The sequence below is a fragment of the Cupriavidus sp. 05T313 genome (genome assembly GCF_056396665.1).
This window is the reverse complement of record NZ_JBFTLX010000218.1, coordinates 1-12,253: the sequence shown is the minus strand read 5'-3', so window position 1 is coordinate 12,253 and position 12,253 is coordinate 1. Positions and strand designations below refer to the sequence as shown.

The following is a 12,253-nucleotide window of genomic DNA, read 5'->3' as shown; positions in this document are numbered from 1 at the left end:
GGTCTGCCGGCCTTACCTTCACATGGGCTCGGTCCGCCATTGTCCCACTGTCCGCCACCAAGGTAGAACCGCCGTTCAATCGTCTGCGGACACACGCCAGCGAGTGTCGCAAACTGGCCGTGAGCGGCCATCTACGGCGACGACCATTCCCGCCCCACTTGCAACGTTCGCCCCCCGACTTGCAAACGTCAGACCCCCACCTCAACCACCCGGGCCCTCAACCGCGGCGTGGCGAAATCAAGAAAAGCGCGCAACTTCAGCGGCAGGATTCCCTGTCCAGTGTGAACAAGGCTGATGGGCCACGGCGCCGGCTCAAACGGTGCGAGCACGATCTTGAGTGCACCGGCACGCAACGCGCTCGCCATCTGATAAGACACCACGCGAGTAATCCCGACGCCAGCCACCGCCGCGTCGACTGCAGCCTCGGCAGTGCTGACGGCAAGCCGCGAGCGGACGGGCACCGCGATCTCCGACTTGCCCGACATGAAGCTCCACACCTGCCTGGATGTCATCTGTTCGAAAGTAACGCATGCATGCGTGGCGAGCTCAAGGGGGCTCGTCGGCGTGCCGTATTCGGCGAAGTAGGCGGGGCTTGCGCACACCACCCGACGCACCGTGCCAATCGGTGCCGCGATGAAACTGCTGTCGGGCAGTTCCGCAATCCGCAATGCGACGTCGACGTGCTCTTCAAGAAGAGGCACCCTGCGGTCGGTCAGCACCATCCGCACATCGATGTCCGGATAAGTCTTGAGGAATTCCGCGACCACGGGCAAGACGTGCAGGCGTCCGAAGACGATGGGTGCAGTGATGACCAGCTCGCCTTTGGGCGCCGCGTATTCCCCGGACGCCGCACGCTCCGCCTCTCCCACTTCCTCGAGAATGCGCCGGCATGCGGCGACATACGATTGCCCGGCTTCGGTGAGAGAAAGCTGTCGGGTGGAGCGATGCAGGAGTCGGGTTTTCAGGTGCGACTCCAGGTCTCCAACCTTGCGGCTCACCGTTGCGAGCGGCATCTTGAGTTGGCGCGCCGCGGCAGAAAAACTGCCTGCTTCGACCACGGCCACCAGGATCGACATGGATTCGAAGCGATCAGCCATGTTCTCATTTTTTGGGAGGATGATTCCCAATAATGACAGATTATCTTCATCGGTGGAAGAGAATACCATCGGCCGCATCTCCCCGACAGGCGAGGCGGCGAACGATTCGCGGCCTCTCAATCGGCTGCTTTCTGGCCGCCACGTCCCGGGTCCCCAAGAATCAGGAGAATGTGCTGTGTCAACGCTTTCGAGTCCCCATCCGCAGTCCTTGCGAACAACCGCTTCCATCAGAAACTTGCCCGTCAACCTGTTTGCGTCGGTAATGGGTATTGCCGGACTGTCTATTGCGTGGCGCCAGGCCAGCCACGAATTTGGGGTGACTCCGCTGATCTCTGACGCAGCCGGCATCCTCGCCCTGGTTGTATTCGTCGTGCTGAGCGCGGGCTATCTCTTCAAGGCAGTCAAACATCCTGAGGCGGTCGTCGCGGAATACCGGCATCCCGTCGCTGGCAATTTCTTTGGCACGATCACGATCGCTATCCTGCTGCTTTCCTCGGTCGTTGCCCAACTGAGCCAGATGCTTGCCGAAGTCATGTGGGCGGTAGGTACGATTTTCACGCTCGCGCTCTGTTTCGCGATTGCGGGCCGGCTGCTGCGGGGAAAGATCGACGCTGCGCACGCAGTTCCCGCCTGGTTCATCCCGGGCGTGGCCACGTTGGATATCGCCGTTGCGGGCGGAACCATGCCAATGCCGTGGGCGCATGAGGTCAACATGTTCGCGCTGGCCGTGGGAACGATGATTGCCCTGTTGTTCTTTACGATGATCATGTCGCGAATGATTCACCACGAGCCGCTGCCCGCCGGCATGGTCCCTTCGCTGCTAATCCTGATGGCACCGTTCGAAGTGGGCTTTCTTGCCTACACCAACTTTACGCAGCACGTCGATACCTTCTCCGGGTTGCTGTTCTACTTCGGTCTTTTCATATTCCTCACACTGGCACCCAAGGTGTTTCGCAGGGGGGTTCCGTTTGCTACCGGTTGGTGGGCGATCAGCTTTCCGATGGCGGCGCTGGCGAGTGCCGCGCTGAAATACGCGATGTTCGTCCAGGCCTGGCCCCTGAAGGTGATTGCAATCATCCTGCTCGCCATGCTGAGCCTCGCGATTGTGATTCTTTTTGTCAGAACGCTGCACATTCTCCTTAACGGGAAGATGCTCGCCGGTTGAAACAGCACACAAATGGCTACCTGCGCACCCGGGACAGCTGCGTTGACGTCACTTCCAGACGCAATATCGGAAGGTCTGGCGGTCGTTTTCTGTGGAATAAACCCCGGCATGAGAGCGGTGGCGACGGGCCACCATTTTGAAGGGAATGGCAACCGTTTCTGGCGTGCCCTGCATTTGGCCGGTTTCACGCCAGAACTGATGCGTGCCGAAAACGACCGGGACCTGCTCGCCCATCGGTGCGGATTGACAACAGCTGTTGGCCGGCCTACGGCGCGGGCCGGTCAGCTTTCACCGCATGAATTCCTTGAGTCGGCTTCGGCGTTACTGAAGAAAATCGAACTTTATCGCCCCACCTATATCGCCTTCCTGGGGAAGGCCGCATACGCAGCCATTTCAGGTCAGCGGCACGTCTTGTGGGGACGCCAGAACGCTATGTTCGGCGGGTCGAAAGCGTGGATCCTGCCAAATCCGAGCGGTTTGAATCGCTCGTTCAGCCTCGATGACCTCGTCGGGGCTTATAGGGAGTTGTACCTTGCAATAGATTGACGCTCGCAAAGCCGCCGCGCACCCGGTACGTTTCGTCTCGCTCTTCCGGAAGGCGGGGTGCATTGCCTGGTCGTCTGCGTCAGGCCACTCGACATTGCGTGCCGGCTTTACGCCGGCTAGTCGACGTTAACGAGACTCCAGCGGAGCCTTCCGCGCCCGATTTGTGCGGCGCGAGCAACACCGGATCCGGTCTTTCGGGCTGGTCCGTCCCGTGGTTTGCGCGGGCGAACCCAGGCAGCGGCGATGTCGATCCATTGGGATTCGAGGGACCACCTCCCAATCGGCCCGGTTTTTGTAATGATCTCTACATCATTGAAACCTGCGCGATGGAACCCTATGCTGCCTTCCATGACCACGTCCCAAGATTCCTGGATCCTGCTGATCGTCAGCCTTCCCACATCGGGTGCGACCGCCCGCATGCGGATCTGGCGCACGCTCAAGGCGTTAGGCGGCGCCGCCTTGCGCGATGGGGCTTATCTGCTGCCGGCCGGCGCCGAGCAAGTGGAACAGTTCCGCGAACTGGCCGACGATACACAGCAGCAGGACGGCCAAGCCTGGCTGTTGACGGTACAGCCCCAAGAGGACGACGACGCCGCCACCTACCGCGCGTTGTTCGACAGGTCGAGCGACTACGCCGAACTCCTCGCGTCCGTCTCGGCAGCCCGCCAGACGCTTTCCAGTCTAAGTGAAGCCGAACTCAATCGCCTGCAGCGACGGCTCGGCCGCATCTACGAGGCGATCCGCAAGATCGACTTCTTTCCCAACGAGGCGTCCTTGCGTGCCGAGGCACAGTGGCGGGACTTCACGGGCGCCATTGAAACAATCCTGTCGCCGGGCGAGCCGCACCCCGCCGCAGGGGCCATCGCGCGACGCGACCCCACGCAATACCAGGGGCGGCTATGGGCGACACGCCGCCATCTTTGGGTCGACCGGGTGGCTTGCGCGTGGTTGATCCAGCGCTTCATCGATCCCCATGCTCGTTTCCTGTGGCTCGAAGCCCCCGGTGACTGTCCCGCCGATGCCCTGGGCTTCGATTTCGACGGCGCGACATTCACCCATGTCGGTGAAAAGGTTTCCTTCGAGGTGCTGCTGGCGAGCTTTGCCCTGGAGGCAAATCCAGGATTGCAGCGTCTGGCGGGGATGGTCCATGCGCTGGATGTCGGCGGACCGACCGTCCCGGAAGCGAGCGGGTTCGAGGCGATTCTGGCCGGCGCCCGTGAACGGCTGGCCGATGACGATGCGCTGCTGGCCGAAACCGGCTTGGTGCTCGATTCCCTGCATGCCCACTTCTTGAACAACCGGAAACGCTAGGGGTCATTGAACCTATCTCAAGGACGATCCATGAGCAACCTGCAGCAAACCAATATCCCCGACATGCCAGCGGCTGAGCGAATGGGCTATACACTCTGGCAACTCGTGCTCTATATGTTGCGCCTGGGTACGCTGGGCTTTGGAGGTCCCGTGGCCCTCGCCGGCTACATGCACCGGGACCTGGTGGATGAACGCAAGTGGATTACCGATGCCGATTACAAGGAAGGCCTGGCGCTGGCGCAACTGGCACCCGGGCCGCTGGCCGCGCAGCTCGCCATCTATCTCGGCTATGTGCATTACCGCATCGTCGGGGCGACCTTGGTCGGCATTGCATTCGTCGTTCCGTCGTTCCTGATGGTGGTGGCATTGGGTTGGGCTTACGTCCGGTTTGGCGGACTGACCTGGATGCAGTCGGTATTCTATGGGGTAGGTGCCGCGGTCATCGGSATCATYGCGATCAGCGCATACAAGCTCACGAACAAAAGCGTTGGCCGCGACAAGCTGCTGTGGGTGATCTACCTGATGCTGGCGACGGTGACGGTCGTCACCGAGTCCGAGATTGCCTGGCTGTTCCTGGCGGCCGGCATGGTGGTGTGGTTCTGGCGGGCGCCGCCGAAGTGGCTGCGTCAGGGCGGCCTCAATGCCATGGCGGCGACGCAGGTACCCACAACAGTGAGCGGGATCGTCAGCACCGTGGATTGGCCGCTGTTGACGCAGGTTGGCGTGTTCTTTGCCAAAGCCGGCGCTTTCGTATTCGGCTCCGGGCTTGCCATCGTGCCGTTCCTCTATGGCGGCGTCGTGACCGAACACCATTGGTTGAACGACAAGCAGTTTGTCGACGCCGTCGCAGTGGCCATGATCACGCCGGGCCCCGTGGTGATCACGGTCGGCTTCATCGGTTATCTGGTCGCCGGCCTGCCGGGCGCATCCGTGGCCGCGCTTGGCACCTTCCTGCCTTGCTACCTGTTCACCGTGATCCCGGCGCCCTACTTCAAGAAGTACGGCAAGCGGCCCGGGATCATCGCCTTCGTCGATGGCGTGACGGCGGCGGCAGTCGGGGCCATCACGGGTGCCGTGATCGTCCTGGCCAAACGCTCGATTGTCGATCTGCCTACCGCCCTGCTTGCGCTCGTCACAGTCGCCCTGCTCTGGAAATTCAAGAAGCTGCCGGAGCCAGTCATCGTCATCGGCGCAGCCCTGGCTGGTCTGGTTGCCTACCCGCTACTTCACGCCTGAGCCGCACGAACAAGGAATCGATCATGACCTACCAGATGAAGCCGCTTGCCGTCGATCCACGCAAGCTCACCGGCCTTTCGGAAAAGCTGATTATCAGCCATTACGAGAACAACTACGGCGGCGCTGTGAAGCGATTGAACGCCATCACGGCGGAACTTGCCGCGCTGGATCCGGCGACCGCACCCGTCTTCATGCTCAATGGCCTGAAGCGTGAAGAACTGATCGCCGCCAATTCGATGATCCTGCATGAGGTGTATTTCGACGGGCTCGGTGAAGGCGGTGCCCTGGGCCCCGAACTGGAGTCGGCGCTTATCCGCGATTTTGGCAGCGTGGCCCGCTGGCAAGCTGAGTTCACGGGCATGGGCAAGGCGCTGGGCGGCGGCTCGGGCTGGGTGCTGCTGAACTACTCGCCACGCGACAAGCGGCTCGTGAACCAGTGGGCGCCCGATCACGCACACACTCTGGCGGGCGCTACTCCGATCCTGGCGCTCGACATGTATGAGCATTCTTATCACATGGACTTCGGTGCAAAAGCTGCTGCGTATGTGGATGCCTTCATGCAGAACATCCATTGGGCCCAGGCAGCCGAGCGCTTCGCCGAAGCCCGGAAGTAAGTTCGGAGCCAAGAACATGCCCACTGCCATCTCTTCCCACGAACTTGCCGAAGCGATTCAAGCGCCGGTCCCGCCGCAGATTGTCGACGTCAGGCGCAGGCAGACTTTTGATGCCAGCGCGCAAATGATTGCCGGTGCCTCCTGGCGCAACCCTGACGACATGGATAGCTGGATCGCAAAACTCGACTCCAGCCGGCCGGTGATCGTCTATTGCGCGCATGGCCTGCAAGTCAGCCAGGACTGCGCCGCACGGCTAGAGGACGAAGGTATCCGAGCGGCCTATCTCACTGGCGGCATTGAGCAATGGTCCGCCGGCGATCACCCGACCATCGGCAAATCGTAAGGAGCCGGCCATGAAATGGATTACCCGCGAACGTCCGAAGATAGACCGGATTGCCTGTCCCTGGCTGATAGCCCGTTTTATCGACAAGGAACCGGAATTCCTGTACGTGCCGACCGGCAACGTCGTGAAAGTCGCAGGCGAGACCGGGGCTGTTCCCTATGACATTCCTGGTGTCGAACTTTCGCATGTCGGAGAACTGTGCAGCTTCGACGCCTTCCTGGACAAGTACCGTTTGAATGATCCCGCCTTGCAGCAACTCGCTGGCATTGTGCGGGGGGCGGACACGTCGAAGCTGGACCTCACACCGCAATCGGGCGGGCTCYACGCCATCTCGCTGGGGCTTTCGCAGGTGTTTTCCGACGACCACGAGATGCTCAGGCACGGCATGGTGATGTACGACGCCTTGTATGCCTGGTGCCAGCATTGCCAGGCGGAAGCGCATCGTTGGCCGCCGAAGATGCCTGCATGAACTGCTAGTCGCGTCATTGCTCGGGAGATGCACTGTGAAGCCGATCCCGCTCATGTTATGGATGCTGCTGACAGCCATGCCGGCAACCGGAGAAACGATCATGTTCAACCAGGACAGGCAAGGTACCTTGCCGGCGGGATGGGTGGCCGGTGTCACCGGCAGTGGCACGCCGAAATGGACTGTCGAGGCGGACCCGTCCGTGCAGGACGGCACCAACGTGCTCAAGCAGTCCGGTTCCGGGGATTTCCCCTGGTGTGTGAACCCTGCCGCCTCCATCGCCAATGGCTTCGTGGAGGCAAGGTTCAAACCCATGTCCGGCCGCGAGGACCAGGCAGGCGGTGTTGTCTGGCGCTGGAAGGACGGCAACAACTACTATGTCGCGCGGGCGAATGCACTGGAGAACAATGTCTCGCTGTATTACACGGCAGCCGGACGCAGGCACACGATCCAGTACAAGGATGCGCCTGTCGAAGCCAAGGTCTGGCATACGCTACGCGTGGAGTTCGTGGGGAACCATATCCAGGTCGCGCTGGACGGCAAGCGCTACATCGATGTGGCGGACGACCATATCAGCGGTGCCGGCGCGGTGGGCGTATGGACCAAGGCGGACAGCGTGACCTTGTTCGACACCTTCTCATATGGGTCCGGCGGTACGAAATAGCACCGGGAAAAGATGTGAAACCAATGGTCGCGTACCGCGATGCAAACGCTTGAGGATCCTGCCGTGACCGTCGGCCAAGCCCGGCTCGCTCGCCTGCTACTGCCAGCAGGCGTCGATGCCGATGCCTTGCCACTTCTGGTCGGGCGCGCGTTACGCGGCTTCTGCGACGGGTTCATCGCCGTCCTCCTGCCCGCATACCTGCTAGCGCTCGGTTTCGCGCAACTGGCAGTGGGATTGGTCAGCAGTGCCACCCTGATCGGCTCGGCACTGGCGACGATACTGGTGGGCGTCCTCGGCCATCGCTACCCACAGCGCCGTCTGCTGTTGCTGGCGGCCGCGCTGATGGCCGCGACCGGCATCGGATTCGCCGGGCTCTCCTCCCTCTGGCCACTACTGCTAGTTGCGTTCGTCGGTACGCTTAACCCAAGCTCCGGAGACGTCAGCGTGTTCCTGCCGCTGGAGCAGGCTCGCCTTGCTAATTCCGCTACCTCAGATGCGCGCACGGCGCTGTTCGCCCGGTACAGTCTGACCGGAGCCCTCTCCGCCGCCATTGGCGCGTTGGCAGCGGCGCTGCCGGGCTGGCTTGCCTCCCAGTTGGGGGTATCGTTCCTCAGCGCCATGCGCGCGATGTTCATGTTCTATGCATTGACCGGTGTCGCGCTCTGGTTCCTCTATACGCGGATGCCCGAGCCAGAGCCGCGCGTGGCATCGGTTAGAACGCCACTAGGCCCGTCCCGCCGAATCGTTACCCGCCTTGCCCTGCTGTTCGGCGTCGACGCCTTTGCCGGTGGGCTGGTGGTGAACTCGCTGCTGGCACTGTGGCTGATGCAACGATTCGGCCTCTCACCAGGGGCTGCCGGCCAGTTCTTTTTCTGGTCGGGCTTGCTCTCCGCAGGCTCCCTCCTGGTTGCCGTGCCGCTGGCTCGCAGGTTCGGCTTGCTGAACACCATGGTGTTCACCCATATTCCGTCCAGCCTATGCCTGATCGCGGCAGCATTCTCTCCTTCGCTGGTGGCGACGCTGGTCCTCTTGCTCGCGCGCAGCGCGCTGTCGCAGATGGACGTACCGACAAGGACCGCTTATGTGATGGCGGTCGTGACGCCGCCCGAGCGCCCCGCTGCCGCCAGCCTGACCGCGGTACCCAGGAGCCTGGCTTCCGCGCTGGGTCCGACCCTCGCTGGCGGCTTGCTGGCGATGGGCTGGGTCGGCGCGCCACTGGTCGCTTGCGGCCTGCTAAAGATCACCTATGACCTCGCGCTGCTTGGTGCATTCCGGCGCATCAAGCCAGTCGATTGACGTGACACGCGAGTTGCGTCGATAGGTCTGATGCGACGCGGCCGGGCCGACGGCCTGGCGTTCTCGCCGTCCAATGGACGCGATGTCAGCCGGCGAACGACCTGCCGTTCAGCACCGGACACCGGATATCGCGACGAAACCTGCACCTTAATGGTGCTCCGGCCATTTCGGGTGGTAATCGTCGATAGTGAACGCGTGCCGGTGACTATGCGTCAGGAGGTGGCTGAAGTTACGCGCGACGTTAGCCGGCGCCTGTACCGGGTCGAACTATGGCACTTCGTCGTGGGCACTTTCGTTTGGGTCGCCTGATCGGCCGGTCCTGCCGTTGGGAGAGCAAGCCGCGAATGGCCGAAGTGGGCCGAATGCGCCGTTCGAAGTTGCCTGCCTCAACAGCGGCTATTCGGGTTCAACGGCCATCTACACGATCTCATCCGAACAGAAGCCTATTGCCAACTTCACTTTGTGACGTGCCAAGAGATTGGAACTCCTAACGCTGAGTCACACGCCTCCGCCCGTGCCATTRAGATACCCAGTGGTGAGCGAGTGTCGCCTGTTCAGCCAGCCTTATCGCTGCTAATCGCCCGGATCTTGTCCCAAACGTGCCCGGGCTGGGGAATGTCGAGGTCGAAAACGGTTTCAAACGTGTCCGCGAGATGGTCCGCGCTGGTGATGCGGTGTTCGCTAACGCTGTTGGGCATCACGTTGCGCAAGCGATCGTTCTGCAGGGCGACATAGCCGTCCGCGGTATGACGCAGGACTGCCAGCGCGTTTGTGAACGGCGACCCGGGATCCCGCATCAACCAGGCATGCATGGCGGCCATGGCAGCCTCGTCGCTGTGGTCGACCCGGAAGTCGAAGCTGCGCGCGATGCCATGCGCATGATTGTTGAAGCGCAGCCAGCCGTCCTCCGTCGACATGATTGAAAAATCGAAGCCGCGCTGGCTGATCGGTCCGATATCCAGCGGCACGGGTTCGACGATGGCGTCGGCCACGCCGACCTCGGCGAGATAGGGGCAGTCGAGATCGACACGCAGGGTTAGGTGATTGCCGATGGCAACGTCGCCCAGTATTTCACGATTAACGCCGCCGCACAGACGGGTTACCCGGAAACCGAGCGCATCGAGAGCTGCGCCGAAGAGACCGTTCATCTCGTAGCACCAGCCGCCGCGCCTGCCCTCCACCATCTTGGCGAAGGCAGACGCCGGGGTGATCGAGGACGGCCATCCCATGAAGGCATCCAACGCATCAAAGGTGAACGTCATGAGGTGAGCACGATGAAGCCTCGACAGGCCGTGAAGGTCGAGAGAGACCGGCTGGTCGATCTTGATCCTTGCGAGATAGGCGTCCAACTGGCTGGCTGTCAAGGTCATTCCGTTTTCGTTTGAAGGCACGTGTGTCATCCTTCGGTCTCCTTTCGATGGACCGTTGTTGAGGTTCTCGATCCATCCCAAAAAGTGCATGAACGTGCAACAAGCATGAGGGATACCAAGGTCCCCCGGCTATTCTTGCCGAAGATCTGGGCGCGTCTGTGCGGAACCAAACACTTCGTCAACGAGACCTTTCCACTAGTGCCAGTAGACGCCTTTGTGGGCACAACGGACATCGGAACGTCTTCCCGACGGAGCGACTAAGCGGCCCTTCCTGGCCGGAATACGACCTCCGGCAGCCGTGTGCCATTTGGCTCTGGTCGACCCGAAACAGGCAGTGGCCCTCCTCGAAAGCGGTCATTCCGGCAAGCCGGGACGGAAATGCCATGCGGTCACCGATAGTCGGTCTGCTCAAGATAGTGTGTGGTTTCCAAGCACTGAAACGATCGATTTGCCGGCGAGTCGTTCACTGTGCGCTACGGCAAAACAAGTACTGGTATGCTTTGCAACCTGCACCAGCGCGCTCCGGGCGGGCTGGTGGCTCAACTTAAGGTTCAGCCACACGGGGCGTGCTCATAACTGGACGAAGAATCAGCGATGGGCGCTGCATTGAACAACGACCTGCCACACACTGCCATGCCGCTAAGCCGCTTGTTGTTGCCGCCGGAGCCGCCGACGCTTGCGCCCGGCATCGTGCACAGCAGTTTCAGCGTGCAAGGCGACGCCCGGCAAAGCTTCCGGGCCTGGCAGGAGCGCATGAGTCCTGTCTACGACATACGGCCTCCGTCAAAGCGAGCCGAGGATACCTTCGCTGCTTCGCTGTCTCGTTACACGATCGACAATCTGAGCTTCTTCGACTTCCACACCGGGCCGAACCTGGCCGTGCGATCGTTGGGCCGGGTTTCGACCGAGAGCGTTCATGACATAAGCTTCAGCGTGTTCCTTGAAGGGCCACCGGGCCAGTTCCTGGGCGGCAAGCCGCCGCCCGACGCGCCGCACATACCGCAAGTGCCAAGTATCCTCGCGCTGGACATGGATCAGCCGTGCACAATCCGGAGTTTTCAGGGTCGGATACTGCTCCTTTTTGTGCCGCGCGCTTTGGTGGAGAGGTCGTTCCCCGATGCCGCCTCGCTGCATGGCCGCTGGATTCACGCAACCACGCCTTTGATCCGCCTGATCATTGAGCATCTGGTTGCATTGAATCGACAAATCGTCGGGCTCGACCGGGAGGAAGCGCGTCAGCGCTTTATCACCGCGGTAGAGCTGCTTGTCGCCGCTTTCAGCCGTCAGGCCGGTCTTTCCGGCAATGGCCGCGCGGCGGTACGCGCTGCCGTCTATGGACAGGTGCGGCGCCATGTCGAGGCCAATCTGCACGATCCGGATTTGTCGCCCGACAGCGTGTTGGCATCGCTGCATCTCTCGCGCGCCAGCGTGTACCGTCTCTTTGAGCATGAAGGCGGCCTGGCCGCTTATATCCGCAGCCGCAGGCTGCGCATGGCAGCCAATGAGCTGGTGCGCTTTCCGCATATCGAGGTACAGGACATTGCCTCGGGGTTGGGTTTCAATGATGCGTCGAGCTTTACGCGTGCATTCCGTCGCGCCTTCGACATCGCGCCGCGGGAGTTGCACGAGTACGCGCCGTTGCTCCGGCGCAAACATGCGGCACAGGAGCGCTTCGCATAGACGGGCAGTGTTGAACACCCCAACATCCCCCCCTGCCTTTCAAGGCAGGTCTTCGCCACCAGTCCCGTCATCACCACGTCGTCCGCCGCGATCAGCGCCTTGCAAGGAGCCGCGTCGGGCATCGGCGTCTCTCGTTCCGAGGTGCCTGCGAAACCGAATCCATCGCGGGGAGGCGTTCCGGGAGCGCGTTGCCAGCCGCCCCGGCCTCGTCATGCTAGCTCCGGGTACAAAGCGGCAACCCTCCGCACGCCGCCGCAAGGGTGCATCGGCATCCATTTATACGTACGTATCACTCGCTGTCACCCCACCTTAATTGGGTAGGGCACCATCTTCAGCTTGCCTGGTGTCCCGGGTGTGCGGCTACGATGTGCGAACAAAGTGCCGACATCGGATACCTGGAGAAGACCAGCGTGAGCATCAAAGGCAAGGCATATATCGTCGGGGCCTACGAGCACCCGACCCGCA

At 61.7% G+C, this 12,253-nt stretch carries 12 protein-coding genes; 10 read left to right on the top strand and 2 right to left on the bottom strand.

The window, feature by feature from the left end; translation table 11 throughout:
• Positions 1 to 188: 188 nt before the first annotated feature.
• On the bottom strand, positions 189 to 1,097 hold the full coding sequence (locus tag AC1DKD_RS32150; RefSeq protein ID WP_441629577.1) for a LysR substrate-binding domain-containing protein: 909 nt from the start codon (positions 1,095 to 1,097) through the stop codon (positions 189 to 191).
• Positions 1,098 to 1,272: 175 nt separating this feature from the next.
• Between AC1DKD_RS32150 and AC1DKD_RS32145 the strand changes: the two genes are divergently transcribed.
• From AC1DKD_RS32145 to AC1DKD_RS32105, 9 genes are all read left to right on the top strand, one after another.
• Complete coding sequence (locus AC1DKD_RS32145) at positions 1,273 to 2,262, top strand: SLAC1 anion channel family protein (RefSeq protein ID WP_441629527.1); 990 nt, start codon at positions 1,273 to 1,275, stop codon at positions 2,260 to 2,262.
• A 12-nt stretch (positions 2,263 to 2,274) separates the two neighbouring features.
• Positions 2,275 to 2,808: a G/U mismatch-specific DNA glycosylase gene (gene mug, locus AC1DKD_RS32140; RefSeq protein ID WP_441629526.1), complete on the top strand. Its 534-nt coding sequence runs from the start codon at positions 2,275 to 2,277 to the stop codon at positions 2,806 to 2,808.
• 348 nt (positions 2,809 to 3,156) lie between these two features.
• Positions 3,157 to 4,119 (top strand): chromate resistance protein ChrB domain-containing protein, encoded by a 963-nt coding sequence (locus AC1DKD_RS32135; RefSeq protein WP_441629525.1) that lies wholly within the window; start codon positions 3,157 to 3,159, stop codon positions 4,117 to 4,119.
• 30 nt (positions 4,120 to 4,149) lie between these two features.
• Entirely contained in the window at positions 4,150 to 5,355 is a 1,206-nt protein-coding gene (locus AC1DKD_RS32130) for a chromate transporter (protein ID WP_441629524.1), read from the top strand.
• Positions 5,356 to 5,378: 23 nt separating this feature from the next.
• The gene (locus AC1DKD_RS32125) at positions 5,379 to 5,969 is read left to right on the top strand and encodes a superoxide dismutase (RefSeq protein ID WP_477111789.1); all 591 of its coding nucleotides are present in this window, start codon (positions 5,379 to 5,381) and stop codon (positions 5,967 to 5,969) included.
• 16 nt (positions 5,970 to 5,985) lie between these two features.
• Entirely contained in the window at positions 5,986 to 6,312 is a 327-nt protein-coding gene (gene chrE, locus AC1DKD_RS32120; RefSeq protein ID WP_477111788.1) for a rhodanese family chromate resistance protein ChrE, read from the top strand.
• Between the two features lie 10 nt (positions 6,313 to 6,322).
• A complete protein-coding gene (locus AC1DKD_RS32115) occupies positions 6,323 to 6,781 on the top strand; it encodes a chromate resistance protein ChrB domain-containing protein (protein WP_477144151.1) in 459 nt (152 codons plus the stop codon).
• A 100-nt stretch (positions 6,782 to 6,881) separates the two neighbouring features.
• Positions 6,882 to 7,442, top strand: coding sequence for a 3-keto-alpha-glucoside-1,2-lyase-like domain-containing protein (locus tag AC1DKD_RS32110; protein WP_477111787.1), 561 nt, complete (start codon positions 6,882 to 6,884; stop codon positions 7,440 to 7,442).
• Positions 7,443 to 7,481: 39 nt separating this feature from the next.
• Positions 7,482 to 8,738 (top strand): MFS transporter, encoded by a 1,257-nt coding sequence (locus AC1DKD_RS32105; RefSeq protein ID WP_477111786.1) that lies wholly within the window; start codon positions 7,482 to 7,484, stop codon positions 8,736 to 8,738.
• 554 nt (positions 8,739 to 9,292) lie between these two features.
• Here the strand turns inward: AC1DKD_RS32105 and AC1DKD_RS32100 are convergent.
• Positions 9,293 to 10,108: an arylamine N-acetyltransferase family protein gene (locus AC1DKD_RS32100; RefSeq protein WP_441629519.1), complete on the bottom strand. Its 816-nt coding sequence runs from the start codon at positions 10,106 to 10,108 to the stop codon at positions 9,293 to 9,295.
• 606 nt (positions 10,109 to 10,714) lie between these two features.
• Between AC1DKD_RS32100 and AC1DKD_RS32095 the strand changes: the two genes are divergently transcribed.
• Positions 10,715 to 11,788 carry a helix-turn-helix domain-containing protein gene (locus tag AC1DKD_RS32095; RefSeq protein WP_441629518.1) on the top strand — a complete coding sequence of 358 codons (1,074 nt, stop codon included), beginning with the start codon at positions 10,715 to 10,717 and terminating at the stop codon, positions 11,786 to 11,788.
• The last annotated feature ends 465 nt before the right edge of the window (positions 11,789 to 12,253 follow it).